Below are 25,294 nucleotides of genomic sequence, written 5' to 3' on the forward strand. Positions count from 1 at the left end.
CTCATCAATATCAGCTACACACACCCAAACGGCGGTAGCCTCAAACTCTATAAAACTACTTCGACGGCAGCGGGTACTCAGACACCAAGCTCAGCATCTCAAGACGGTAACCGTCCAACGCCTCACGACCGCCCAGGCCCTCCAGCTCCAGTAGAGCGCCAACGCCGGCAACCTTCAGGTTCGCGCGCTCCACCAGCTTCGCGGCAGCCACCAGGGTACCGCCAGTCGCCAGCAGATCATCCAGCAAAAGAACACGGGTGCCCGGCGCGAAATCATTACAGTGAATCTCAATCGCAGCGCTACCGTACTCCAGTGCATACTCCTCACGGTACGTCTCACGCGGAAGCTTACCCGCCTTACGAACCGTCATAATGCCAGTGCCCGTAGCGTATGCGAGCGCAGAAGCCAACAAGAAACCGCGAGCCTCAACACCAGCCGCCACATCAAACTGACCCTCAAAACGAGCAGCCAGCTCATCAATGCACGCCTTGAACACCTCAGCATTAGCGAAGAGAGTGGTCACATCGTAAAAGAGGATACCCTCGTGCGGGTAATTCGGAATTGTAGCGCAAGCAGCCGGAATCAACTGCTCAATAGGGGTTCGCGAAGCCTCAGAAGCGGGAACGCTCATGCTCTCTCTTTCGTGAAGGGGATAGCCCCGGAAAAACCGTCCGGGAACAATAGCGCGGTAGAAGCCGCCTACAAGATTCTACCCTCTTCATCTACAGTTGTCCTCAGATGAGCACCAAGAACTCCCTATCGGAATTAGCCCCGCTGAATCAAAACCCGCAAGTCACGCTTAAGAATCTTACCGGTCGGGCCCAAAGGCATGCTCTCCACCATCACGTAGCGGCGAGGGTACTTATACGCCGCCAAACGAGTACGAGCCAACGCATTCAACTCCGCCTGCAGCACACCCTCATCAACACCCGGACGCGGCATCACCACGGCGACAACCTCCTCGCCCACTCGCTCATCCGGCACGCCCAACACCGCTACAGACTGCACCTGCTCATGGGTATAGAGAACATCCTCAATCTCACGCGGATACACCGAATAGCCGTTACGCAGAACCATGTCTTTAATACGATCCACAATAAAAATATTGCCCTGCTCATCGACACGAGCAACATCGCCGGTCGCAAACCACTCGCCGTCAAAAACCTCAGCAGTAGCCGCCGGGTTATTCCAGTAGCCAGCCATCACGTTCTCACCGCGCACCCACAGCTGACCGCTCACACCCGGAGCGCACTCGGAGCCTTGCGGGCAACGGACCTGCACCTGCACACCCGGCAGCACACGACCCACCGAACCGAGCACCATGCCAAACTCCGCCTGATTAAACGAAACCACCGGCGACGTCTCGCTCAAACCGTAGCCCTCATATACCGGGCACTCAATCAGCATTTTCAACGCAGAATGCACCGGCGCAGGCAGCGGCGAACCGCCCGAAATACCGAAACGGATGCAACCACGCAGCGAGCGTGCACGCTCAGGCTCAGCCTCCAGCGCCGCCGCTAACGACACATACATGCTTGGGACCGCAGCCAACACCGACACCCCTGCACCCTCAATCAGATTCAGCGCACCATCAGGGGTAAAACGTGGCAGCAAAGCCACAGTAGCCGACGCCGCAAACGCCGCGTTCATCGACACCGTCTGCCCAAACGCGTGGAATAGCGGAAGTCCACCAAAAATGACATCCTCAGCGGTAAAACCAAAAACGCTGACACAGCTACGAGCATTCGAGAGGATATTCGCGTGGGTCAGCGTCGCACCCTTCGGTTTGCCCGTCGTACCCGAAGTGTACAGAATAATCGCCGGCTCGCTCACCGCCACCGGGACAGGCTCCAGAACAGTAGCCAACAGCGCACTATCGGCAGGCGTATCAAAAGGAGCCACCGGCGAGCCCTCTCCCCCGGTGAAAATCTCGCAATGAACCGAACCGTTCTTCACCGGAACCGTCGAGGATGCCACCGACGCCAGACGAGTACCCGCAAAAGCAAAAAGTACCTTCGCCCCGCTATCGCGCAGATGATACTCCAACTCAGCACCCGACAACAGCGGATTCAACGGAACACAAATCGCACCCGCAGCCACAATGCCGTAATACAGCGCCGGCATCAACGCCACATTCGGCATAGACAACGCCACGCGGTCACCACGCCCAACACCGAGCGCCGCCAAATGACGCTGAACCTGCGCGGCCGCAGACGCCAACTGCGCGTAGCTCACTACCCGCACATCAGCAGAGTCAGAAGCCGGAATCGCCAAAGCTGTCTTAGCTCCCGAACCAGAAGCAGCCTCCGCCAAAAGGTAGGCAATATTGTTCGCTGAATCGTGCATTTCAGACATAATAGAAAACTCTCACCACAGAAAAATCGGTATATCTAGAAAAGAGGTCGAGCTAGAAGCCCGGCAAAAAGCCCGAAGACAGCAGAAGGGCGTACCTTAAACCGCTCTCCCGAAACATCAGAAGAACAGGCAAGATACGCCCCAGCTACTACTGAGCAGCAGACCAATCCAAGAAGCTCTCGGCAAGCGCAGCCCCACCATTGGGGTCACGAGTAACCACTATTACCGTATCGTCACCGGCAATAGTACCCATAATCGCTTCGAGACCGCCCTGATCAATAGACGACGCCAAGAACTGCGCAGCACCCGGAGGAGTACGCAGAACCGTAATATTTGCCGAACCCTCAGCGGTAATCAGCAGTTCCTTAAACAGGGAAATCATACGGGCGTCAGGTGCAGTACCGCTGCCACGACGAGCAGGGTAATTCGGCACAGCATAAATCAGGCCAGCGCCTTCATCACGGATGCGCTCAGCGCCAATTTCAACAAGATCACGGGAAAGGGTGGCCTGAGTAACCTTCATACCATCATCGGTCAGGTACTGCGCCAGTTCAGCCTGGGAGCGGACACGTCGGGTCTGCAGCAATTCAACGATGCGTGCCTGACGCGCGATCTTGGTCGAGGGGAAAGGCATAATATCTCTTCTTCCTACGGTGCCAATCACGAATTCAGAACGGAGCTGCCCAACGGTGGCGCAGCGCAACATTCTTTACTACCCAAGATAATACATATGCACATAAATATGCGCACCAAATATGGATTATTCCAAGATATGGGGGAAATTTCAGGGTTTATCTCACCAACTGTCACGCAAAACGCCGTGAATGTAGCGTGTATCTACACATTCAGGCGCATAACCTCGCAATGAATGCATAGCATGCAAGAACATTGTGGACTGGTCCGCTGCGCCCATCAAGAGGCCTCCGGCAGGTGAGCACAAAAAAGGAGCCCGCCTCCAGCACACCACGTGCACCAGAAACAGGCTCCCTCAACAAAACATCAACCGGTCAATCCTCAAGATTCAGAACGCCTAGCGCTCATCCTCCACCAGACCATCCAGGTCCTCATACTCGACATCGCGCGAACGGCGGTTCAGCCACACAGCAAAACCCATACCCAGCAGAAGCACCAGCACCGAACCAACAATACTTGCGATACCGGCAAAGCGCTCAGCATTCACGCTGTCCTCAGTCACAGGCTTCAACGTGCCCTTCTCAGCGGTATACACAACTTCAAGGCTACCGTTCTTCTCCACCAGCAGGCCGTCCACCTCACGCGGGAACTCGGAGGGAACATCTCCAGTCTGCGAACCTCGGAACTCAATCGGAGCCCCCGAAGTCACCTGATACTTATCCTTCAGGTTCGACACATACGTCTTACCATTCAGCGCATCATCAGCCGGCAGGTTGCCCTTATAGCGAGCCACATTACCCTTCGTAATCAGGTCAGGAGTCAAATCCTGATAAGTGCCCTGAATAACCCAGCTCTTGCCAGCATACTCGGCGTTATTATTCACCGACGCAAAAGCACGAACACCCACAACAGCCAAAACAATGGAAAGAATAACTGCAACAACAGCAGAAAGAACCGACAGCCAATTCACGCCCGGACGGTGATCCAGCTCTTCCTCACTCATCGCGAAAAGAGAGGAGTTCTCTTCCTCATCGTCGTCGTAATCCTCGGGCTCGTCGTACTCCTCATACTCAGAATCTTCAAAGTAGGTTTCTTCGACCTCAGGCTGCGACAGCTCATCCTGTTCGCGCGAGTTCTCTAGATTAGCCATTACTCTCTCCCTCACTTCATCTATCCTCTAGGGTACCCATAACCACATGAGTTCACCAATGAAAGCGCTTATCAACGCTTCATAAACCAACCCAACAGATAAACCCACCACGCAACGCCAAAAGCTACGGGGCGGGAGCCAACAACTCCCACCCCGTCAGCACTAAGCGTTACGTCATAGGGTCAGCCCCGGTTAGACACGCGGTTCCGCACCCAGCTGCTCAACAGTCGCAGCCACAGCAGCCTCACGAGCAGCCGACGCCTCATCAGCAGTTAGCGTACGATCCGGCGCACGGAAACGCAGAGCAAACGCCAAAGACTTCTTTGACTCATCAATACCGACACCTCGGTAATCATCAAAGACGCGGATATCCTCCAGCAGCTCACCAGCGCCCTCACGCAGAACACGCTCCACTTCAGAAGCAGGCAGATCGCGGCCCACCAGAAGCGCCACATCCTGAGTAGCAGCCGGGAACGTCAGCACCGGAGTAGCCTGACGCGCCTCAACACGATCAGCAAACAGCGCCGAGAAATCCAGCTCAAACGCGCAGGTACGCTCCGGCAGGTTCAGCTCCTGCAGTAGCTTCGGATGCAGCTCACCAGCGAAACCAACACGCTCACCAGCAGCACTCAGAACCTCAGCCACACGGCCCGGGTGGAACGCGGTATGCACACCGTTACGCACCTGAATCTCAGCCGAAACAGCGGCAGCAACCAGACGCACAGCGTCCAGAGCGTCACGCCAATCGTAAGCGCGCGGAGCAATGCCGGGCATTACCTCATGTTCAGTACCAGCAAACAGGCCACCAATGAACGTGGGCTGCTGCGGAATACCGGCATTCAAATCAACCAGAACCTCATCCGAAGGACGAGCACCCAGCGGCGGAATAGACTCCGAACCCAGCTGCTCACCCGGAATGAAAACGTGACCCGTCTCAAAAATAGCCAGGTTCTTGAAACCGCGAGACAGGTTACGCTTCAAAACCTCAACCAGGCCAGGCAGCAGCGAGCGGCGCATCCAGCCCTCAGCCGAAGAAATCGGGTTCTCCAGGCGAACCGAAGGAACCTCAGTTACCGGATTCTCAGGGGTGCTCACCCACGGAGCCGACCATAGGTTATTCGCATCAGCCGACACGAAGGGGTACGCGAAAACCTCAGTCAGGCCCGAAGCTGCCAGCGCATTCAGCGCACGACGCTTACCCGCCTGCTCCGGAGTGTAACCGCGACCCGCAGGAGCCACCGGCAGAGTCGAGGGGATGTTCTCGTAACCGTCAATACGTGCGATTTCCTCAGTCAGGTCCTCCTTCGCACGCAGGTCAGTACGCCATGACGGGACAGTCACCGCGTAACCAGACTCGGTACGCTCCACCGAGCAACCAATCTCACGTAGGCAAGACTCAATCTGCTCCGGCGAGTAATCCACGCCAATACGACCGGCAGTGTAATCAGCAGGCAGGTCAATCACGACCGGCTCATAGCCAAGTGACACATCAGTAACGCCCGGCTCAGCCTGGGCGTCAGCCAGCTTAACCAGCAGCTCAACCGCACGCTGAGCAGCCGCAGTCTGAATCTGCGGATCCACGCCACGCTCAAAACGCTTCGAGGACTCAGAAATCAGCTTGTGACGGCGAGCAGTACGAGCAACCGACACCTCATCAAAACGAGCAGACTCCACCAGAATGCGGGCGGTCGAATCGGTCACCTCAGTCGAGGCGCCACCCATCACACCGGCAAGACCAATCACCCCGGAACCATCAGCAATGACAATATCCTCGGGATGCAGAATACGCTCGACACCGTCCAGGGTCACCAGCTTCTCACCAGCAGCGGCGCGGCGCACCACAATCTCACCCTGGACCTTGTCAGCATCGTAGAAGTGCAGAGGCTGACCGGTCTCCAGCATCACGTAGTTCGAAATATCTACCGGCAGCGACAGTGAACGCACACCCGCCAGACGCAGACGCGAAGACATCCAAGTCGGAACTGGCGCATCCGCCTTCACGCCCGACACCTCACGCATCACAAAACGAGTGCATGCGGGGTTACCGTGAATCGGGGCCTCATCACGCAGAGAAACCGCGTGACCGGACTTGTTCGCCTCCGGGGCACGCTCGCCGTACGCCAGCACAAAATCCTCAAAAGAAGAACCGGTAGCGTGGCACCACTCGCGAGCGATACCGCGCAGAGAGAACGCGTAACCGCGGTCCGGAGTCACGTTCACCTCAGCAGCCTGATCGTACAAGCCCAGCAGCTCCATCGCATCGGTGCCGACCTCCGGGTCCAAGCCCAGGGTCGAAAGCACCAGAATGCCACCGTGATCATCGCCAATACCCAGCTCACGGGTAGAGGCAATCATGCCAGCCGACTTATGACCATAGGTCTTACGGGCGGTAATCGCGAAACCGCCGGGCAGAACAGCACCGGGCAGGGTCACAACAACCTTGTCACCGGGCTTGAAATTGTGGGCACCACAAATAATGCCCTGCACTCCGGAAGGCTCAATGCCCTTACCGGTCAGAGTCTGCTCCTGGCCCTCCGGAACAACACGCACCTGGCACCAATTCACGGTCTTGCCATTAGAGTGGGTCTCCGGCTCCATAGAGAGCACCTGACCAACCACAATCGGGCCGGACAGCTCATCAGAGGGGCGGTGAACGTCTTCTTCTTCCAGGCCAACCTTCACCAGGGTTGCCATCAAATCTTCAGCGGAAGCATCCTCAGCTACAGGCACGAACTCGCGCAGCCATGACAGGGGTACACGCATAATTTAGATCTCCATCCCGAACTGTTCAGAGAAACGGATGTCGCCTTCAACCATGTCATGCATGTCAGCGACGTTGTTACGGAACATGAGGGTACGTTCAATACCCATACCGAAAGCGAAGCCCGAGTACTCCTCAGGATCAATACCCGCAGCACGCAGAACATTCGGGTTCACCATGCCGCAGCCACCCCACTCAATCCACTGCGGGCCACCCTTAGCGTTCGGGTGCCACAAATCCAGCTCCGCAGAAGGCTCAGTGAACGGGAAGAAGTTCGGGCGCAGGCGAATCTTAGCGTCCTCACCGAACATGGCGCGTGCCATATACTCCAGGGTGCCCTTCAGATCAGCCATGGTCAGGCCCTTATCCACGGCAAGACCCTCAATCTGGTGAAAGACCGGGGTGTGGGTCGCGTCCAGCTCATCGGTGCGGTACACCTGACCCGGGCACACAATGTACAGCGGCAGATCACGCGAAAGCAGCGAGCGCATCTGCACCGGCGAAGTGTGAGTGCGCAACAGCAGGTGAGCGTTCTTCGGCTCAACGTAGAAAGTGTCCTGCATTTCGCGTGCCGGGTGGTCCGGCTTAATGTTCAAAGCGTCAAAGTTGTACCACTCAGACTCAAGCTCCGGGCCGTCAGCGACTTCCCAGCCCATACCGACGAAAATGTCGGTCAGGCGCTCCTGCATCAGAGCAATCGGGTGGCGACCGCCCAGGGAACGGCGAGCCGAAGCAGCAGAAACGTCCACAGCTTCCTCAGCCAGGATGCGAGCCTCACGCTCAGCCTCCAGCTCAGCGGTGCGAGCCTCAATAGCCTCAGTCAGGGCGGCACGAGCCTGACCCATCAGCTTACCCACCGGGCCCTTGTGCTGGTTCTGAAGATCACGCATCTGACGGTTAGCGATGCTCATGATGCCCTTCTCACCGAAGAAGCTCAGGCGCACCTCCTTGAGGCTGTCAAAGTCCTTAGCCTTCTCGCGAATCTCCTGCTTGGCACGCTCACGCTCAGCCTCAAAGGCCTCACGGATAGCGTCCAAACCGTTCTCGGGGTTCTCCTCCAGAACCTGCGCAATGCGGGCGAGAACCTGAGCCGGGCCGTTAAGACCCTCGTGTTCCTGCACGGAATCGGTCATTGTCACTCTTCTCTGCATACCACCGGCCGAATGCCGGCTGGCTCGTTATACAACTTGGGCAGCACCGTCTGCTCTCTCCCGACTGCCCGCACAGGGTGCGGAACAAAGGTAGGCGACGGGCGCATATCCTATCCATTTTAGACCAGAGAAGGAAGCGCAAACAGCAGAACGCCCGGATAATCCATCCGGGCGTTCTAGAGTATATCTTTTCAACAATAGGGTTGAAGGGGTGCTTCTACTTCAGAGCCTGCTTTACAGCCGGGTCGAAAGAAGCACGAATCCACAGCACGTTCGCAATGAACCATGCCGCGTACAGGGGCACAAAGCCGTAGCGCTGAGCGTCAATAACATTACCAATCAGAGACATAATCGCCACGAACGCACCCAGAATTGCAAAAACCAGACCGACGGTTAGGCCCTGACGCTTGCCCTTCTGAATCGTGAAGTACACCCAGATGTACACAACCGCAGAAACGACCAGCAGAGCGATACCGCCGACAATACCAAACTGCGGCAGCCCATGTAGCGGGGACAAGTTACCCGGCGCCAACGAGGAAATAACACCGTGGATAAAGCAGAGCAGTGCGGAGATAATCATAATCTCCTGCAGACGCAGAATCTTCGGGTGCTTGGTCGGCGAGTGGAACAGAATTCCGCGCGGCTCAGCGCCGCCTTCCTGAATATAAATAGCTTGAGTGTCCGAGGGAACCGCGTCGGAGCGGTAGGCACCCGGATCAAACGGGGGTTGAGCAGTCATCATTGTCTCCCAATACGTATGTGATTTCTCCCTCAATACTACCCGCCTACCGGTTGGTTTCCAAAGTATGCCCCCGTGTTGAAACCATATATGACAAAATCCCCTCCCTCACAAAAACCCACAAAGAGTCAATCCAGGCACCCCCAACACCCGCAAGATAGTGGCTGTGCACGCATTAACAAGAGAAATCAGGAGGTGACAGCACCTCCTGCTTTCAACAGCATAAACACGCCGCTTAGCAAGCCTAAGCAGGCGCTAGTCCCACACATCCACTAGCTGAAAAGACCCGAGCAGATGTAGTCGTTCTCATCCTTCACACCCGGCGGCACCGCAAACAGCGCACTACCGGTATGACGCAGATACTCGCTCAACGCATCCGAAGAAGTCATCGTGCTCAGCATCGGAATAAAATGCGTGCGCGGATCGCACACGTGCGCAATGAAGAACAAACCAGCATCCAGGCGGCCCAATTCATCAGTACCATCCGTGTAGTTGAATCCGCGGCGCAACATCTGCACACCCTGATTCTGGTCAGGATGCATCAGACGCATATGCGAATCTGCTGGAATCAGAGGACCCGAGCGGCCCTTCTCCGAAAAGTTAGGAGCCGTGAACTCGTCACCACCAGACAGCGGCGCGCCACTGACCTTAGTGCGGCCCACAATCTCCTCCTGCTCACGCAGACGAGTGCGGTCCCACGTCTCAATATTCATACGGATACGACGAGCAGCCAGATAGCTACCACCCTCCATCCATGCCGGGCTATTCGCCGAATTCTCAGAAGAAGTCCACACATGCTTCTTCAGCAGATTCGGGCTCTCCACCTTCAGGTTATTTGTACCGTCATTGAAACCGAACAGGTTACGAGCCGTCACCTGGCTCGTCGAGGTCGAAGAAGTACGACCAAAGCCCTGCTGATTCCATGCCATCACAGCGCGACCGCCAGCAATGCGAATCAGATTACGAATCGCATGGAACGCCACCTGCGGGTCATCCGCACAAGCCTGAATGCAAATATCACCGTTGCTACGCTTATCTTCCAGCGCATCACCGGTCATATGAGGGATGCGGACCAGCGCCTCCGGGAGCTTGCTCGCAAAGCCAAAGCGATCCTTACCCTCATCATCAACGAAGAAGCTACGACCCAGCCCAAAGGTGAGGGTCAGGTTCGCGGCAGACAGGTCCATCGCCTCGCCGGTGTCCTTAGGAGGCGCCTCATAGGAGCGGTCCTCCCCCACCAGCTCACCCGCCTGCAGCTTCGCAGCAGCGGCACTCCATTCCTTGAACAGGGACTGGATTTCATCACGGTCGGTAGTCTTCAGGTTCAGCGCCGCAAAGTACATGCGGTCCTGAACCTCAGTAGAGATGCCGCTCTGATGCTCCCCGTAAAACGAGTGGGAATCTTTCACAGCGGTCGAGGAAGCACTCGCAGAAGTCTGCGCGCTGGAATTGGAGGAGCAGCCGGCGAGCGCGCCAAGGGCACCCAAGGCACCGGCACCAGCCAGTGCGGCACCGAGAGCACCGCGGCGGGAGGTGCCCGCAGGCTTAGCTTCGGGGGCTATTTCCGGGGTGTGGTGGTTAGATTCGGTAGGCATGGGAAGGCCTTTCGTATGATGTGTGAATAATGAATAATGCGCCCGTGCCGGGCAGAGACACGAATCAACCGTAGTCCCCACCCGGCATCACCCGCATTCAAGCGCAGTGAGGTATCAACCCGCAGGGTACTACTTAGTACCCGCGCCGGTCACAACCTCAGTCATCTTCGAAACCGGCTCGGAGAGCGCCTCGACAGCATCGGACAGCTCACGCACCTGTTCCTTGGTCAGCTCATCGTAGGAAGCAAAACCGTTGCCCTTCTTGTGGTGGTTCAGCAGCTTCTGCACGGCGTCGAATTTCTTCTCGATGTCCTCCGCCAGCTTCGGGTCCTTCTGCTTCAGAATCGGCAGAACATCCTCGTAGGCCACGCGGGCACCATCAATATTGCCCTGGAAGTCGGAGAGGTCGGTGTGCGACCAGGTTTCTTCCTCACCGCTAATCTTGGTGTTTACCACTTCGTCCAGCAGTTCCTTGGCACCGTTAGAAATCTGGAAAGCCTCAAGCTTGAACTCGGAGGAGTGAACCTCGTCGTAGAGCTTTTGAGTGTCAGCAACAAGCTTCTTCGCCAGCTCAGCGCGCTCCTGCTCAGTCAGCGGAGTGTATTCCTTACCACCATTCTTCTCAGCGGTGGGCTGCCACAGGTCCTTCTCAATCTTGTGCCAGCCGGTCCACTCCTTGCCCTCCTCCACGTCTGTTTCACGTGCATCCAGGGCGGGGTCCAGGTCACCGAAGGACTCAGCCACCGGCTCAATGCGTTCGTAGTGCAGGCGTGCGGAAGAGTACAGAGCCTTCGCTTCTTCCGCCTTACCGGCGGTGTACAGCTCAGCGAACTGCTCAGTCTTAGTCTTCAACGACTCCACCTGGTCCTTGACGTAGGCGGTGTACTGGGCAACCGCGGTATCGCGCAGGGCCTGCTCATCAGCGGAGATAGTTGCCGCGTTCTCATTCTTGGTCACGGTGAAATTACCCTGGATACCGTCACCCACTATGCCGGGCTTGCACGCAGTCTTGTAGCTGCCCTCACTCAGTTCCACGGTCAGGTCGCGGCTGAGGTTCGGACCGATATTCTCCACCTCGGAGATAATGCGCAGACCGTCAGAGCCAAGCACATAGAACTCGTTGACCTTAGTGCCCTCATTTTTGACTTTAAAAGTCACCTTGCCAGCCTTCGCAGTGGTCACCGAGAGCTTGCATGCAGTGTCGCTAGCGCTGACGTTAATGACACCATCGGACGCCGCAGATCCCGAAGCGGAGGATGCCACGTTCTGATTGTTCGGGGTGCAACCGGTCAGGGCGAGGGCACCAACCGACAGCAGTGCGCCAGCGGAGGCGAGAGTCTTACGCATTGATTCTCCTTATGTATGGTCCCGTGAAGGGTAAATATATGAATGAATAGTGAGGGTTCGCGGCCAGTCATTGCCGCAAAAATCTAAGGGTGCTTCCCTGACAATGTGGAGGCTAGTTTCGGTTGAGGACGCCGTCTATTAGGCTGCAGCCTTTTCGTCTTCCGGCTTCTTAGCCGATGCCTTCAGCCCCGGACGCTGCGCACGGATAAACAACGGCATCACAATGCCCACCTACAGGATCCAGGCGCCCGCCTCAAGCCAGGTGGTGGTCGAAGACAGGTTGAATACAGCCTTTAGCAGTGTGCCAACAAAACCGCTCGGGTCGATATAACGGTAGGACTCAAACGCGATGTTGTTCAGACCCGGCAGGATAGCTGCCTCCTGCAGATCGTGAATACCGTACGAGAGTACGCCCGCCGCCACAATGACCAGGAACGCGCCGGTAATCGTGAAGAATCGGGAGAGGTTAATACGCATCATGCCGCGCATCATGCCCCACGCCATGACAACAGCGATTGCGATACCGACCAGCGCACCGAGCATGGGGATTGCGTTAGCCTCCTGACCGGCGGTGCGGGTAGCCGACCAGATAAAGAGGGTGGTTTCCAGGCCTTCACGGCCCACGGAGAGCGCTGCCAGCAGAACCACAGCCCAGACGCTGGTCTGCACAGCGTCCAGTTTGCCCTTGAGCTCGGCGGAGAGCATGCGGGCGTTTTCAGCCATCCAGAAAATCATCCAGGTGACGAAGCCAACCGAAATGATGGACAGGGAACCACCGATGGCTTCCTGCGCTTCGAAGGTGAGGGTTTGGGGGCCGAAAGTCAGCAGGGCGCCGAAGCTGAGGGACAGCAGCACCGCCACACTGACGCCAGCCCACATCGGGGCCAGCAGGTGGGTGCGCTGCGTTTTGCGGATGTAGGCGAGCAGGATACCTACGACCAGAGCCGCTTCGAGGCCCTCACGTAGGCCAATCAAAAAGTTTCCGAGGAAGGCCCCCAAAAGTTCATCTCAGTATCACCAATTAGTTAGTTTTCTCTTACCTAATAAACATACGGTGATTGGTGCTAGATTGCATCCCGGCTGATGGGGCTACACATGCCTAAAATCGCCTATATCTTTACGGTGCCGGTTCTTAGACACGACCTGTCGCCATAACTTTACGCACTTTGAATAAACACCCTAATAAACACGCAAGTCAGGATCACATGGCGCATAAATCACCCTTAAAACATGAATAAAGGCGGGATTCCCCACAGGGAATCCCACCTTCAAACAGTGTCAAAAAAAGATAGAGAAAATTTATCCTGTTACCGCCGCGAACTTGTTACACAACGGGAATTAGCCTTGCACCAAACTAACACAGAGTCTTAGCACTACGGCATTAGGATTATGCCTCGCCAACACCTGCATCCTGCAATTGCTGAAGAAGAGCCACAACAATCGGCAAATCCGCCGGAATCCACGGCAAACCCAGCAAATCATCATACGCCTGCGCGTCATCCCTAGAGTTCGGTAGCGGCATCCACCGCAGAGCACTGTGATCTTCCAAAGTATCCGGAGTACCAGAAAAAATCTCAGCAAAGAACACACGCATCGCCAGGCGCTCGTTTAGTGGCCAACCTTGAACGTGCGGTCCGGGCACCTCAGCACCCACAAGAATCCGTACGCCCAGTTCCTCACTCAGCTCGCGCGCCAGAGCCTGCTCGCAGCTCTCTGCCGCCTCGACCTTCCCACCGGGAAATTCCCAGAGGCCCGCCAGGATGGGTGGCGCCGAGCGTTGGGCAATCAGCAGGCGGGTGGGATTCTTGAAAGAATCCAAAACTGCTGCACCTACCACCTGCACTTCAAAGTGTTCGGGCACCTGGTTAGAGGTAGACACTACTGCTCCTTCTTCTCCTTAGGGGCCACCTGAGCGTCAGTAGCCTTATCCATGTCCTCAGAATTGCCGTCCTGCTGTTTATCAGTTTTCTCGATGCCTGCCTTCCACTCTTCTTCCTCGTCATTCATATTCGAGGTTTCTACCACCTCACGGCGAATATTAGTGCCGTCGTTCAGCAGAATCAGCAAGCGGTTGCCGTTCTTAAACTCCATAAGGAAGATATCCTCAAGCTCAACCTTAGCTGCACGTAGCTGCAAACGCACCCAATCCTCAGTCTTGTGAGCATCCGCAATATCGCGAGTCACCAGGGTTCCCTTCACCACCAGGGTAAAGTTTGGAACACCGTCACCCTTACGAATCACGCTCAGCGCGCCATTCAGCTCAATCTGAGCGAACTCAATTTCTTCCAGGTCGTAAATACCTTGCGCACGCAGATCTGCTACCAGACGCATCGGGTCAAGTACCACGTCGGACTGTTGGAAGCTCTTAATATCGATATCGCCATCAGTAATGACCGGCACGCGCTGCTCACGCACCGCCATATGCAAAAAATGAATCTTCGAAGTCGCCACATTCAGCAGCTGAATCATACACAACGTAAAGACCAGGTAAACGATGAAGTAGAACAGACTAATCTGCTCGCTATACAGTACACCACCAATCAGACCACCAATCACAAAGTTACCGATGGTATCAATCGGGGTCTGGTGCCCCGCCTGAGAACGGTGGGTCAGGCGTAGATACACCAGGATGATGACCAGACCGAAGAAAATCTTCAGCAAGCCGTCAGTCACCATTTCGACAGTCATGAATCGTCTCTCCTATACGTTTGTGTGTTTAAGTGGATATGCCTCACCTGCTGTGTCTGCGCGGTATGATACGCCCACAAGAGGCGCCAGCACAGGTGCCGCCCCAAGGAACCAGTATCTAGGCGTCGGCCCGCAAAATATCCGGCTCCAGGTAGATTATGCGGGCAGCAGGGACAGCCTCGCGAATACGAACCTCAGCCGCATCAATCTCATCAGCCACAGCGCGGCCAGTATCAGCATCATGAATACGGATCTTAGCCGCCACCAGAATCTCCTCAGGACCCAGGTGCACGGTCTTAATATGGATAATGCGCTCGCTATCGCCATCCTCAATCGCTGCACGGATCTTCGCCAAATCCTCAGCAGAAGCAGCCTCACCCAAAATCAGCGACTTCATCTCCACGGCAAGGAACACAGCGATAAAGACTAGCAGCACACCGATAGCCAGCGTACCGAACGCATCCCACAGACCGTTACCGGTCAGCAAGGTCATACCCACACCGAAGAGCGCAAACATCAGACCCAGCAACGCACCAGCATCCTCCAGCAGAAGAACCGGAAGCTCCGGGTTCTTCGAAGTACGCAAGAAACGCATCCAGCTCTGCTTGCCCTTCAGCTCACGCGACTCCTTCACCGCCACGCGGAACGAATTACCCTCCAGCAGAATCGAACCCACCAGAACAGCCACCGGAACCCACTGCCACTCAGTAATACCGTGCGGGTCATGTAGCTTCTCATACCCCTCATACAGAGCAAATAAGCCACCCAGGGCAAAGATAATAATCGACACAATAAACGCGTAAATATAGCGATTACGGCCATAACCAAACGGGTGCTCCTCATCAGCTTGCTTCTGCGAAGCACGACCGCCCACCAGAAGCAACACCTGATTACCGGAATCAGCCACCGAATGGATACCCTCCGCCAGCATCGACGAGGAACGAGTCAGCGCAAAAGCCAAAAACTTCAGCACCGCAATACCCAGGTTCGCACCCAACGCAGCAACAATCGCGCCCGAACCCGAATGACCAGAAGGAGCAGACATAATTTCCCTTTCTACAGCCCTAATCCTGCATTCTCAAACCTATACGGTCGAGGCGGCCCGCCACTGTTTCACAACTACGAACCGCCCCGAAACCTCGTAAAAATATAGCGAGATAAACCCTAGCGAGAAACACCACGCTGAGCCATCGCCGAAGCATACAGACACACAGCAGCAGCCGTACCCACATTCAAAGACTCAGCCGAACCATAGACAGGCACCGCCACGCGCATCGTGGCGGCAGCCTTCTCCTCAGCATTCAGGCCCTGAGCCTCATTACCGAAAAGCCACATGGTCGGCTTAGAAAGATCAAAATTGCCCTTCACACCGGACGGGGCACTCACCTCCACACCGGCACGACGAGCCGCCGTGTACTCACTCAGCTCCTGCAGATTCACAGCACCATAGCCGTCAGCAGCCAGCACAGCAGTACCCTGAGACTTCACATCCTCCGCGAAATCCTCCAGCTGCACGCCCTGAATAATCGGCACATGGAACAGCGAACCCGCGGTAGAACGCACCGTCTTCGGGTTATACAAATCCACCGAACCCTTAGTCGTAATCACCAGGTCAGCACCGGCCGCATCAGCCACGCGAAGAATAGTGCCCGCATTACCCGGATCCTGCACACGAGACAGCACAGCAATCAGCTTCGGGTTCAACGCGCCCTCACCCCACAGCAGCGAGAACGACGCATCCACCATAAAAGAAACCGCAATAATACCCTGCGGGCTCACCGAATCAGCCATCGCCTCCAGCACCTCGTCGGTCACCACACGCATAAAGACGCGGCGACCCTCCTCCGGGGTGGGGGTGCCGTACACCTGCTCCAGCAGCTCAGCAATATCCTCATGACGGTCAAAAGCCGCCTCCGTAACATAGACAGCATCCAGAATCGGCTTCTTCAGATGCGCCTTCAGCGCCTCACGTACAGCCTGCGGGCCTTCCACCAGGAACTGGCCCTTCTTCGTGCGGGCAGCGCGGGTACGCAGCTTGGCAATATCACGCACACGATCTGCCTGCGGATTGGACATCACAACGGGGGTACTAATACGTTCAAAAAAGTTCACTCTTAAAGGGTACACAGCCAAAGGCACACCCAAAAAACGCAGAACAGTCACTCAAGCAACCCCCAGATACGCAGAAAGCGGCCGCCCACACTCAAAAGTGCAGACGGCCGCTCACGACGCTTACGCATCTTACCCCGAACCTAGATCTTCGAGGTAAGAACACAACCTAGGCTCATTAAGCCTTGGGAGCCGAGGTGTCCTCGGGCAGGTTGTTCTTAGCAATCTCAACCAGTGCGTTGAAGGCAGCGGGCTCGTTAACAGCCAGCTCAGCCAGCATACGGCGGTCAACCTCAACACCAGCAGCCTTCAGGCCCTGGATGAAGCGGTTGTAGGTCAGGCCCTGTGCGCGGGAAGCAGCGTTGATACGCTGAATCCACAGGCGACGGAAGTCACCCTTCTTCTTACGACGGTGGTCGTAGCTGTAAACCAGCGAGTGAGTGACCTGCTCCTTAGCCTTACGGTACAGGCGAGAACGCTGACCGCGGTAGCCGGATGCACGATCGAGAATAGTACGGCGCTTCTTGTGCGCGTTAACCGCGCGCTTCACACGTGCCACGTGTGTCTCCTTCGTCTTATGTCCTGAACAGCTCACATATCACGCTGAACAGGAGCGAGTCTTTAATCAGTGCGCACCGCTATCGGTACGCCAGGTGCAGAGAGTAAGCGGTGCTTACTTACCCAGCATCTTCTTGACAACCTTTGCCTGGCCGCCGGTAACGATCTGGTCAGAAGCCAGACGACGGGTCAGACGAGAGGACTTGTGCTCCAGGTAGTGGCGACGGTTCGCCTGCTGGCGCTTAACCTTGCCGCTACCGGTGAGCTTGAAGCGCTTCTTAGCACCAGAGTGGGTCTTCTGCTTCGGCATAGCTGCCGTTCTCCTTACATTCATCCCCCACCACAATGGCGGGGTAGCTTAGTGGGGTTGAGCGATAGACGCATCAGCCCCAAGGACCAAAGATGAGGCACCCCTGAGGAGGCGCCTCGGAACCGGCACCGGGTGAACCCGCAACACCCACCCAACGGTGGAGGCGCGTGCCCATCCTAAAGTGACGACCCGGTTCCCTACTCGGCGGAAGCCTGTGCCTTCAACTCGGCAGGCATAGCGTCTGCCAGAGAATTAGTTACGGGCTTCGCCTTGGTCGTGTCAATACGCTCGCGACCCTTGCGACCGCCGGCGCCCTGCTCACGGCGAGCCTCTGCCTTACCGCGAAGCGGAGCCAGAACCATCACCATGTTACGGCCATCCTGACGGGGGCGAGACTCAACAGTACTCACCTCAGCCAGCTCAGCCGCCAGACGCTCCAGCAGACGCACACCCATCTCGGGGCGCTGCTGCTCACGACCACGGAACTGAATCATTGCCTTGACCTTGTCACCACCGGAAAGGAAACGACGAGCGTGTCCAACCTTGGTTTCGTAGTCGTGGGTATCAATCTTCAGGCGGAAACGGATCTCCTTCAGAACGGCATTAACCTGCTTCTTGCGGGATTCACGAGCCTTGATTGCGGCTTCGTACTTGTACTTACCGTAATCCATGAGCTTGCACACGGGCGGCTTCGCGTTCGGGGCAACCTCGACCAGGTCGAGTTCAGCGTCCTCAGCCAGACGCAGAGCGTCCTTCAGAGGGACAACGCCTACCTGCTCGCCACCGGGACCGACAAGACGGACCTCGGGAACGCGGATACGATCGTTAATGCGTGGTTCGCTAATGACTAGCTCCTGTGCTCTGTGGGTTTCCCCGTGAATACTATCCGTTGCGGGCACTAAAAAAGCCCCCGCAGTTACACAAGCGGAGGCACAAACCAGCGTACGCCGAAAGCGGCGGACAAACCCGTTCACCTCAAAACTCGCAAGCTAACGCCTGCAGCGGTCAACCGGGTGGGAGGCATGCTCCACTTGCAAACTGCCTACAACCATACCGTAGAATCCCCGACAGACGCAAGGATTTAGACGTAAAACACCATAAAAATTGCGGGAAATCGCGCAGGTGGCTCGCCCGACGGTCACGCTTAAGGACGCATTTACCGAAACAAACGAAATATGAGATTCTAGGACTATGAGCACTGAAAACACGAGTTTCCGCTTCACAGCGGAAGAAGAAACCCCCGTACACGGACACACCGAACTCACCGAAGAGCAGGTCGAAGCCGTCAACGAACAGCTTCGCGACATTGCAGACGTACCCGCCATCGAAGTCATCAGCTCCGCAGCCATCCACATGATGAGCGCCGCAGCCGTCAAGTGCGGCCTGGCAGCCGAGGAAAACGCTGACGACCTCAAGGACCTCGACGAAGCACGCAAGCTTATCACCGCACTGGCAGGCCTCGTCACCGCCGCCGCACCCGAAATCGGCTCCCAGCACGCAGCACCCTTGCGCGACGGCCTGCGCACCCTACAGCTCGCCTTCCGCGAAGCGTCCCCCTTCCCGGACGAGCCCGGCAAGGGCCCCGGCGAAAAGCTCACCGGCCCGGTGTACTAAACCAAACTGGTGCACTAAGCCAGGACGTGCGCTAAACCAGTTGGTCTACTAAGCCGTATCTGGTGTATGTCATCACGAAGCCCTGCCTCCCTTGTGCTGAGGAAGGTGGGGCTTCGTCATACATAAAACCTATGCGGATAAGAAATCTACTCGGATTTGAGCGGAGCGGTAACTTTAGCGGGAGCCAGCGGCCTCAAGAGCCTGCTCAAAACTAAAGTTACCCACATACAGCGCCTTACCAAGCACCACGCCCTCCAAACCAGAAGGCACAACAGAACGCAGCTTCACAAGATCAGCCAGCGACGCCACACCACCAGACGCCACCACCCGACAGGCAGTCTGAGCCAGTACCTCATCCAGCAGCTCCGCACCGGGGCCCGCCAGAGAACCGTCCTTACTGACATCCGTGACGATATAGCGGCGCACGCCCACGCTCTCCAGCCACGCCAGCGCCTCCGCCAAATCAGGACCCGACCAGTCGGTACCGCGAGCCACCGTCACCCAGCCCCGCTCGGGGTTGTAACGGGCATCGAGGCCAAGAGCCAGAAGATCAGAATTGGCATAACGAGCCAGAACACCTTCAAGCCAGGAAGAATCCGCCAGAGCCGCACTAGTCACGTTTACACGGTCCGGGCTCAAGCTCAGGGCGCGCTCCAGACTCTCAGCATTACGCACACCGCCGCTGACCTGAACACGAACCGGAGCGGAGCCGGTCATCCGGGCATTCTCAGCGCGGACAGCGGCAACCACCTCAGCCAGAACCTCAGTATTCGTGCCACGACCAAACGCTAAATCAAGATCAACCAGGTGAATCCAGCGAGCACCAGCCTTCACCCAGGTCAGAGCCGCCTCAACAGGGTCAAGGCGCTGCTCACCACCGGAGAGGGTGCCGCCCACCGGGCGCACCGCGTAGCCTTCAGAAATATCAACAGCGGGCAGAAGTTCAAGAATGGGTGCAGACATTAGTTACCTCCCGCAGCAGTAGCGGAGCCCTCAGAAGACAGGCGACCAGTCACCGCCAGGGATGCAACCCAGCGGCGCATAAACTCCGCACCCAGCTCGCCAGATTCCACCGGGCAGAATTGCACCGCCGTCAGCGGACCGTTCTCAACTGCCGCGATATAGGCAGGTTCGGTGACAGTCCAAGTCACCGCGGGAGGGGCAATATATTCAATGCTCTGATCAAAAGCCCACTCAAAAACGGCGTGCTCAGATTTGAAGTGAGCCTCACCCTCAAGGTCCTTGAGCAGCGCGCTATCCGAGGCAGAACGCAGGGCAGACACACCGGGCACCAGGTCGCGGGTAGAAAGCTCCACACTCTCACCGGGCCATTCCCCCATGCACTGCACCTGAATCTGCCCCGTCTGCGGATGCTTCACCGTAACGGAGTCGAAGAGGCAAGTCAACGCTGCACCGGCAACCAACACCGGACGACCGCCAGCCACACGGCGACCAATCACGCGCTCAGCATCCTTAGCTTTCAGATCTTCGTACGCCTCGAGAGAGCTCGCACCGCCGGTAACCACCATTCCGTCAGCCTCACGCAACTGATTGGGCACAGCGGTCACGATAACCTGAGCCCCCGCATTCTGAAGAAGCTTCACCAGGGCGCCACGAGTTCCGGGTTCCCCCAAAACAGCAACCACAGGACGAGTGGTCTGAGCACTCTGTACAGATTCAGTTTCGACGGGTGTGGGTTCAACGGGAACAGGCATCGGTGCGCTCCTATTTCATAGGCTCAAGAATTTGGCTCAAGCGCTCTAGCTTGAGAGATGAAGAGTTCGGAGTCAAGACACCAACCTCATGCAGAAGCCAACCACACACGGGTCCATGCTTAGCGCTGAGTCTGAGGAATTTCCAGATGCTGACCGGTATCAACAGAGGTGCTAGTCAACGAGTTCAACTCCATAATACGAACCACAGTATCACGGGTGTCACCTTGCGGATCCACTGCCTGAGCAATATCCCACAGGGTCTCGCCGTGCTTGACCACAACGATGGTTCGAGTCGCCGAAGCGTTCTCCACGGAAGCAGAAGCCGCCGGGCCAAAGAAGCTAATAGCACCGAGCACAATCAGCACCGCCAAAGTCAGCAGAGGCAGCCCTTTCAGGAAACCGTGCACAGTACCAAGACGACGGATAGAAGAGGGAATCGCGCGCAGAAGCTCGCCGCCCTTAGCCTGAAGAACGCTCTTCAGTCGAGGCGCCTGTGGATCAGAGACAGCCTGCACACCAGAAGCTACAGAGCGAACCGGCGCCTGAGTGGAAGCAACGGTGGCAGAAACGGCAGGAGCATGGGTAGGCAGAGCCACCGGCACAGGGCGGGGTGCATGAACCGCACGAGAAGAGCGAACAGACTGCGAAGATGCAGGCACACGAGAACGCCCCTGCACGGTGCGGGCGGACACAGTGCGGGCGGGGTGAAGTACCACCAAACCTGCCGGAAGGTGTGCAGAAGTGCCACGAGAAGCAATAGGTGCTGCAAGAGTCATTGTGGTTCCTTTCTCTCAGCTCGCCCCGGGGTTACCCCGCGGGTCTAGCAATGCCGAGCGATACCCGCTCGGAGGTCCTAGTTGAGTGATAACTATGGAGTGGTGATTGTTAAGCAATAACTATTGGATAGCTATTCTCTAGTTAGGTCAGAGCACCGGATACACCGGGTTGCGTTGGGTCGCCCCAGCACCCCCATCCCCTGCGCTCTCTCTTCGCCAGATGACCCCTAGAGCATCCGGGGTAGATAGTGCGAAGAGAGACAGAGGATTCGAATACATTCGAACACTCATTCACTCGCCCCTCCTGGAAGACTCCGGACCGAATCTTCGAATATTTTTCGAACATTCACCCGCAAATCCTGAGTTTCAGGAGAGATTCAAGAGTATATACGAAATTTTATTCTAAAGTATAGCAGATATGTACTAAAAATTTCTTCGAGCTTCGAAGAAAAAATCTAGAATATTTGTTTGAGTTTTTCGGTGTAGTGTTCTACACTGGTGTCAAGAGACGTTCCACACGCTCCTGATGAGTCCTACTCACAGCAGGTTTCTGTACCCGTTACAGCTTGGTTCTGTATCAAAATGCAGGTGCTACTGAGTGAGTTTTATAGGGCGGAGGCGCATACTCGTTGCCCGCGTATCACTCCGGCACGGATAGAATTCCTCCACCCCCTGACGAGATAAGACCCATTTCGGCAGAACCAAAAAATCTTTAGGACACCATCGGAAAACGTGTGAAGCACCCATCCGTGCCCCGACCGGACTGTGTCTCAAACAGACTACAGAGACCGGAATACAGAATTCGGGGCACAGACCGAAGGAAAAGAAATGGCAACAGCACCCCGTCCGGCGCTGACCGCGCGCCAGCAGAAGATTCTTGACGCGATCCGCACCGAGATTGAACAAAAGGGTTACCCGCCGTCCATGCGCCAGATTGGTGACATGGTGGGTCTTGCATCCCTATCCTCGGTCACTCACCAGCTCGGTCGTCTCGAGACCATGGGCTACATTCGCCGCGACCCGAAGCTCCCCCGCGCCATTGAGGTGCTGGATGAGAACGGCGTCGGCATCCACGGTAGTTCCTCCTCGTCCCTGCCCGAGCTGCCGAATTTCGAAGTCGGCGATGAAGACCTCGTACCCGTTCCCCTGGTTGGACGAATTGCAGCGGGCGGTCCCATCACCGCCGAGCAGTCCGTGGAGGATGTGCTTGCCCTGCCCCGCCAGCTGGTAGGTAACGGCAAGCTCTTCATGCTCAAGGTCAAGGGCGATTCCATGATTGACGCCGCAATCTGCGACGGCGACTGGGTGGTTGTCCGCGAGCAGCACACCGCAGACAACGGCGATATCGTTGCCGCTCTGCTCGACGATGAAGCAACCGTGAAGGTGTTCCGTCAGGTTGACGGCCATACCTGGCTCATGCCGCGCAACTCTAACTACGAGCCGATTATGGGTGACCGCGCAACCGTCATGGGTAAGGTCGTCTCCGTGCTGCGCAGTCTCTAGAAGACGCGGGCTCTCACCAGCGCAGCCTCTAAAAGCAGCTGGGTCTAAATAGCACGACTTCTAACAGACATAACCGTTAGGCCTTTTAGCTCTCTATAGAAATCATCCCGGTGATACGTGAACGTTCACGTATCACCGGGATGATTCCTATATGTCCAAATTTATAGCCCAAAGCGGAGCGGCGGTGCGGCATGGAATGATCTCGCCCGAGCTAACGCTCAATACTTGCTGAAAGACGAGCCAGCGCACCCATCACGGCTGCCTTATTCTGCGTCGACCACATCGGCGGCATCGCCTTCATCAAGAAACCGCCGTAACGTTTAGTCGCAACACGAGAATCCAGCACAGCCACCACGCCGCGGTCAGACACCGAACGAATCAGGCGGCCCGCCCCCTGCGCCATACGAATCGCCGCATGGTGAGCAGAAACCGCCATAAAGCCGTTACCGCGGTGACGGTTCACCGCCTGCGTACGCGCCTGCGCAATCGGGTCATCCGGGCGCGGGAACGGAATGCGGTCCATCACCACCAGGCGGCAAGAGTCACCCGGAACATCCACGCCCTGCCATAGGCTCATCGTGCCGAATAGGCACGAGTCAACGTCCTCGCTGAACTCCTCCACCAGAGCCTTGAGCGAAGACTCACCCTGCAGAAGAACGTTCAGGTCGCTATGCTCACGCATGTACTCGGCGGCACGCTCGGCGGCACGCTTCGAGGAGAACAGGCCCAGGGCACCGCCCTCCGACGCCTCGCACAGCTCACGCAGACGCTCCAGCTGACCCTCATGCACACCAAATCCCGGAGGTTTCAAATCCCCGGCAACATACATAATGCCCTGCTTGCGGTAGTCGAAAGGCGAACCCACGTCGATGCTCGTCCAGCGCGGCGCGCCCTCGCCCTGCAGTCCCAGGGCGGCGGCTGCAACATCAAAAGAGTCACCCACCGTTAGGGTCGCACTCGTCAAAATCACGGTGCGGTCAGCGAACAGTCCGTCACGCAACTGCAGACCGACGCTCAACGGGGCGATGTTCAGGGTCGCCGGGTCGGTATCGGAAGCAGCAACGTAGCGGCCGTTCTCCCAGCCACCCTGACGAGAAATCCACAGCACGTCCTGCTCAGCAGATGCCTCCAGAATGCGGCTACTCATATCGTGCACCTCAGAGACACGCGAGCGCGCCATCTGCAGGCCAGCGTCAACGTCCTGACCGTCCGGTTTGGTATCGGACAGGGCGGTGCGGGCGGCATCATTTACCGCAGAAATAGCGGTCAAAAGGCGACCGTCCAGGCCCTTCAACAGGCCCTCAGCAAGACCCTCGAAAGCAGTCTCCAGGGTGCCGGCAGCCATTTCCAGTGCGCCGGAATCAGCCTTCGAATGCTTCTTCACGCTACGTGCCGCACGGCGAACCATCGCAACCGTCAAAGAACCAGACACGGCACCGGTCACACGGTCCACCAGCTCATGAGCCTCATCAATAATGACCGTCTCATGTTCGGGTAGAACCTTCATGCCTTCAAAAGCGTTAATCGCCAGCAGGGCGTGGTTCGTGATGACGATGTCAGCCTCAGCGGCACGGCTACGCGCCATCTCGCTAAAGCACTCTTCCACCAGCGGGCAGCGGCGGCCCAGACACTCGGCGGCGCTGACCGATACCTGAGCCCAGGCACGGTCAGAGACACCGGGCTTCAACTCGTCACGGTCGCCGGTCTCCGTGCGGTCGGCCCACTCGCGCAGGCGCACCACTTCCTCACCCACGCGGGAAGTTGAAGAAGGCATGTCAAAGAGAGCATCCGGCTCGTCTTCCGGGTAGCCGCCCTCCAGCTTGTGCAGGCAGAGGTAGTTATTGCGGCCTTTGAGCAGAGCAACCTGCGCCTGCGACTCCGGGCGCGGCTCCAGCGCTTGTAGAAGACGCGGAATATCGCGGTTCACGATCTGCGCCTGCAGGGCAAGGGTCGCCGTCGCAACCACAATCGGCTGGTCTGACTCCTCCACCCGCGCCAGGGCAGGCACCAGGTAGCCCAGGGATTTACCGGTGCCGGTACCCGCCTGGACCAGCAGGTGACGCTGCAGTTCAAGAGCCTGCGCCACATGCGCCACCATGGTGCGCTGACCGGCACGATTCTGACCGCCAGTGGCGGCAACCGCCTCGTCCAGCAGGGTCAGGGCATCCTTCGCACCGGGCAGGGTCTCAAGCTCCTGCCCGGTGAATCGGGTGCCGTCGGTCGCCGATCCGGGCACGGTTCCCGGGGCGTTTTTGGGCGCGTTGATGCTCTCGGTCACGCTCATACGCTC

At 57.1% G+C, this 25,294-nt stretch carries 23 protein-coding genes; 2 read left to right on the forward strand and 21 right to left on the reverse strand.

Annotated features, from left to right (window positions below; all coding sequences use genetic code 11):
* Positions 1–55: 55 nt before the first annotated feature.
* The 17 genes from QFX07_RS06145 to infC form a co-directional block, all read right to left on the reverse strand.
* A complete protein-coding gene (locus tag QFX07_RS06145; RefSeq protein WP_279755198.1) occupies positions 56–631 on the reverse strand; it encodes an adenine phosphoribosyltransferase in 576 nt (191 codons plus the stop codon).
* A 134-nt stretch (positions 632–765) separates the two neighbouring features.
* On the reverse strand, positions 766–2,355 hold the full coding sequence (locus tag QFX07_RS06150; protein ID WP_279755197.1) for an AMP-binding protein: 1,590 nt from the start codon (positions 2,353–2,355) through the stop codon (positions 766–768).
* Positions 2,356–2,503: 148 nt separating this feature from the next.
* Positions 2,504–2,989 (reverse strand): arginine repressor, encoded by a 486-nt coding sequence (locus QFX07_RS06155; RefSeq protein WP_279742174.1) that lies wholly within the window; start codon positions 2,987–2,989, stop codon positions 2,504–2,506.
* Between the two features lie 396 nt (positions 2,990–3,385).
* Positions 3,386–4,138 (reverse strand): hypothetical protein, encoded by a 753-nt coding sequence (locus QFX07_RS06160; protein ID WP_279742173.1) that lies wholly within the window; start codon positions 4,136–4,138, stop codon positions 3,386–3,388.
* Positions 4,139–4,330: 192 nt separating this feature from the next.
* On the reverse strand, positions 4,331–6,901 hold the full coding sequence (gene pheT, locus QFX07_RS06165) for a phenylalanine--tRNA ligase subunit beta (RefSeq protein ID WP_279755196.1): 2,571 nt from the start codon (positions 6,899–6,901) through the stop codon (positions 4,331–4,333).
* A gap of 3 nt (positions 6,902–6,904) precedes the next feature.
* Positions 6,905–8,032, reverse strand: coding sequence for a phenylalanine--tRNA ligase subunit alpha (gene pheS, locus QFX07_RS06170; RefSeq protein WP_279755195.1), 1,128 nt, complete (start codon positions 8,030–8,032; stop codon positions 6,905–6,907).
* A 235-nt stretch (positions 8,033–8,267) separates the two neighbouring features.
* Complete coding sequence (locus QFX07_RS06175) at positions 8,268–8,789, reverse strand: ABC transporter ATPase (protein WP_279742170.1); 522 nt, start codon at positions 8,787–8,789, stop codon at positions 8,268–8,270.
* Positions 8,790–9,061: 272 nt separating this feature from the next.
* Complete coding sequence (efeB, locus tag QFX07_RS06180) at positions 9,062–10,384, reverse strand: iron uptake transporter deferrochelatase/peroxidase subunit (protein ID WP_279755194.1); 1,323 nt, start codon at positions 10,382–10,384, stop codon at positions 9,062–9,064.
* A gap of 129 nt (positions 10,385–10,513) precedes the next feature.
* Positions 10,514–11,731: an iron uptake system protein EfeO gene (efeO, locus tag QFX07_RS06185; RefSeq protein WP_279755193.1), complete on the reverse strand. Its 1,218-nt coding sequence runs from the start codon at positions 11,729–11,731 to the stop codon at positions 10,514–10,516.
* A gap of 231 nt (positions 11,732–11,962) precedes the next feature.
* Positions 11,963–12,706: an iron uptake transporter permease EfeU gene (gene efeU / locus QFX07_RS06190; RefSeq protein ID WP_279755192.1), complete on the reverse strand. Its 744-nt coding sequence runs from the start codon at positions 12,704–12,706 to the stop codon at positions 11,963–11,965.
* A gap of 412 nt (positions 12,707–13,118) precedes the next feature.
* Positions 13,119–13,610 carry a (deoxy)nucleoside triphosphate pyrophosphohydrolase gene (locus tag QFX07_RS06195; RefSeq protein ID WP_279755191.1) on the reverse strand — a complete coding sequence of 164 codons (492 nt, stop codon included), beginning with the start codon at positions 13,608–13,610 and terminating at the stop codon, positions 13,119–13,121.
* Positions 13,610–14,419, reverse strand: a complete 810-nt coding sequence (locus tag QFX07_RS06200; RefSeq protein ID WP_279742165.1) for a DUF421 domain-containing protein — start codon at positions 14,417–14,419, stop codon at positions 13,610–13,612. The genes QFX07_RS06195 and QFX07_RS06200 overlap by 1 nt, the downstream gene beginning before the upstream one ends.
* A gap of 118 nt (positions 14,420–14,537) precedes the next feature.
* Positions 14,538–15,464, reverse strand: a complete 927-nt coding sequence (locus QFX07_RS06205) for a cation diffusion facilitator family transporter (RefSeq protein ID WP_279742164.1) — start codon at positions 15,462–15,464, stop codon at positions 14,538–14,540.
* Between the two features lie 119 nt (positions 15,465–15,583).
* The gene (locus QFX07_RS06210) at positions 15,584–16,495 is read right to left on the reverse strand and encodes a TrmH family RNA methyltransferase (RefSeq protein WP_279742180.1); all 912 of its coding nucleotides are present in this window, start codon (positions 16,493–16,495) and stop codon (positions 15,584–15,586) included.
* Between the two features lie 211 nt (positions 16,496–16,706).
* On the reverse strand, positions 16,707–17,087 hold the full coding sequence (gene rplT / locus QFX07_RS06215; protein ID WP_005507127.1) for a 50S ribosomal protein L20: 381 nt from the start codon (positions 17,085–17,087) through the stop codon (positions 16,707–16,709).
* 114 nt (positions 17,088–17,201) lie between these two features.
* Positions 17,202–17,396 carry a 50S ribosomal protein L35 gene (rpmI, locus tag QFX07_RS06220; protein WP_004006287.1) on the reverse strand — a complete coding sequence of 65 codons (195 nt, stop codon included), beginning with the start codon at positions 17,394–17,396 and terminating at the stop codon, positions 17,202–17,204.
* 197 nt (positions 17,397–17,593) lie between these two features.
* The gene (gene infC / locus QFX07_RS06225) at positions 17,594–18,295 is read right to left on the reverse strand and encodes a translation initiation factor IF-3 (protein ID WP_083294482.1); all 702 of its coding nucleotides are present in this window, start codon (positions 18,293–18,295) and stop codon (positions 17,594–17,596) included.
* Positions 18,296–18,587: 292 nt separating this feature from the next.
* Here infC and QFX07_RS06230 point away from each other — a divergent pair, with 292 nt between their 5' ends.
* Positions 18,588–19,010, forward strand: coding sequence for a DUF1844 domain-containing protein (locus QFX07_RS06230; RefSeq protein ID WP_049345337.1), 423 nt, complete (start codon positions 18,588–18,590; stop codon positions 19,008–19,010).
* A gap of 174 nt (positions 19,011–19,184) precedes the next feature.
* On the opposite strand, the gene QFX07_RS06235 is transcribed toward QFX07_RS06230, so the two are convergent.
* From QFX07_RS06235 to QFX07_RS06245, 3 genes are all read right to left on the reverse strand, one after another.
* Positions 19,185–19,973 carry a HisA/HisF-related TIM barrel protein gene (locus tag QFX07_RS06235; RefSeq protein ID WP_279742163.1) on the reverse strand — a complete coding sequence of 263 codons (789 nt, stop codon included), beginning with the start codon at positions 19,971–19,973 and terminating at the stop codon, positions 19,185–19,187.
* Positions 19,973–20,725, reverse strand: coding sequence for an imidazole glycerol phosphate synthase (locus QFX07_RS06240; protein ID WP_279742162.1), 753 nt, complete (start codon positions 20,723–20,725; stop codon positions 19,973–19,975). Before QFX07_RS06240 ends, QFX07_RS06235 begins: the two co-directional genes overlap by 1 nt.
* 119 nt (positions 20,726–20,844) lie before the next feature.
* Positions 20,845–21,501: a LysM peptidoglycan-binding domain-containing protein gene (locus QFX07_RS06245; protein ID WP_279742161.1), complete on the reverse strand. Its 657-nt coding sequence runs from the start codon at positions 21,499–21,501 to the stop codon at positions 20,845–20,847.
* An 828-nt stretch (positions 21,502–22,329) separates the two neighbouring features.
* Here QFX07_RS06245 and lexA point away from each other — a divergent pair.
* A complete protein-coding gene (gene lexA / locus QFX07_RS06250) occupies positions 22,330–23,004 on the forward strand; it encodes a transcriptional repressor LexA (RefSeq protein WP_070614766.1) in 675 nt (224 codons plus the stop codon).
* A 211-nt stretch (positions 23,005–23,215) separates the two neighbouring features.
* On the opposite strand, the gene QFX07_RS06255 is transcribed toward lexA, so the two are convergent.
* On the reverse strand, positions 23,216–25,288 hold the full coding sequence (locus QFX07_RS06255) for an ATP-dependent DNA helicase (protein WP_279755190.1): 2,073 nt from the start codon (positions 25,286–25,288) through the stop codon (positions 23,216–23,218).
* Between the last annotated feature and the right edge of the window lie 6 nt (positions 25,289–25,294).

Origin of the sequence: Rothia similimucilaginosa (genome assembly GCF_029850985.2) — a bacterium.
Classification (GTDB): domain Bacteria; phylum Actinomycetota; class Actinomycetes; order Actinomycetales; family Micrococcaceae; genus Rothia.

Excerpts from the sequence above, each read along its gene's own strand:
- QFX07_RS06200 (WP_279742165.1), bottom strand. The coding sequence starts at position 14,419 with ATGACTGTCGAAATGGTGACTGACGGCTTGCTGAAGATTTTCTTCGGT.
- QFX07_RS06235 (WP_279742163.1), bottom strand. The coding sequence starts at position 19,973 with ATGTCTGCACCCATTCTTGAACTTCTGCCCGCTGTTGATATTTCTGAA.
- efeB (WP_279755194.1), bottom strand. The coding sequence starts at position 10,384 with ATGCCTACCGAATCTAACCACCACACCCCGGAAATAGCCCCCGAAGCT.
- QFX07_RS06230 (WP_049345337.1), top strand. The coding sequence starts at position 18,588 with ATGAGCACTGAAAACACGAGTTTCCGCTTCACAGCGGAAGAAGAAACC.
- QFX07_RS06160 (WP_279742173.1), bottom strand. The coding sequence starts at position 4,138 with ATGGCTAATCTAGAGAACTCGCGCGAACAGGATGAGCTGTCGCAGCCT.
- QFX07_RS06205 (WP_279742164.1), bottom strand. The coding sequence starts at position 15,464 with ATGTCTGCTCCTTCTGGTCATTCGGGTTCGGGCGCGATTGTTGCTGCG.
- pheT (WP_279755196.1), bottom strand. The coding sequence starts at position 6,901 with ATGCGTGTACCCCTGTCATGGCTGCGCGAGTTCGTGCCTGTAGCTGAG.
- QFX07_RS06155 (WP_279742174.1), bottom strand. The coding sequence starts at position 2,989 with ATGCCTTTCCCCTCGACCAAGATCGCGCGTCAGGCACGCATCGTTGAA.
- QFX07_RS06255 (WP_279755190.1), bottom strand. The coding sequence starts at position 25,288 with ATGAGCGTGACCGAGAGCATCAACGCGCCCAAAAACGCCCCGGGAACC.
- QFX07_RS06210 (WP_279742180.1), bottom strand. The coding sequence starts at position 16,495 with ATGTCCAATCCGCAGGCAGATCGTGTGCGTGATATTGCCAAGCTGCGT.
- efeO (WP_279755193.1), bottom strand. The coding sequence starts at position 11,731 with ATGCGTAAGACTCTCGCCTCCGCTGGCGCACTGCTGTCGGTTGGTGCC.
- QFX07_RS06150 (WP_279755197.1), bottom strand. The coding sequence starts at position 2,355 with ATGTCTGAAATGCACGATTCAGCGAACAATATTGCCTACCTTTTGGCG.
- QFX07_RS06245 (WP_279742161.1), bottom strand. The coding sequence starts at position 21,501 with ATGACTCTTGCAGCACCTATTGCTTCTCGTGGCACTTCTGCACACCTT.
- lexA (WP_070614766.1), top strand. The coding sequence starts at position 22,330 with ATGGCAACAGCACCCCGTCCGGCGCTGACCGCGCGCCAGCAGAAGATT.
- QFX07_RS06175 (WP_279742170.1), bottom strand. The coding sequence starts at position 8,789 with ATGACTGCTCAACCCCCGTTTGATCCGGGTGCCTACCGCTCCGACGCG.
- pheS (WP_279755195.1), bottom strand. The coding sequence starts at position 8,032 with ATGACCGATTCCGTGCAGGAACACGAGGGTCTTAACGGCCCGGCTCAG.
- QFX07_RS06145 (WP_279755198.1), bottom strand. The coding sequence starts at position 631 with ATGAGCGTTCCCGCTTCTGAGGCTTCGCGAACCCCTATTGAGCAGTTG.
- QFX07_RS06240 (WP_279742162.1), bottom strand. The coding sequence starts at position 20,725 with ATGCCTGTTCCCGTTGAACCCACACCCGTCGAAACTGAATCTGTACAG.
- rpmI (WP_004006287.1), bottom strand. The coding sequence starts at position 17,396 with ATGCCGAAGCAGAAGACCCACTCTGGTGCTAAGAAGCGCTTCAAGCTC.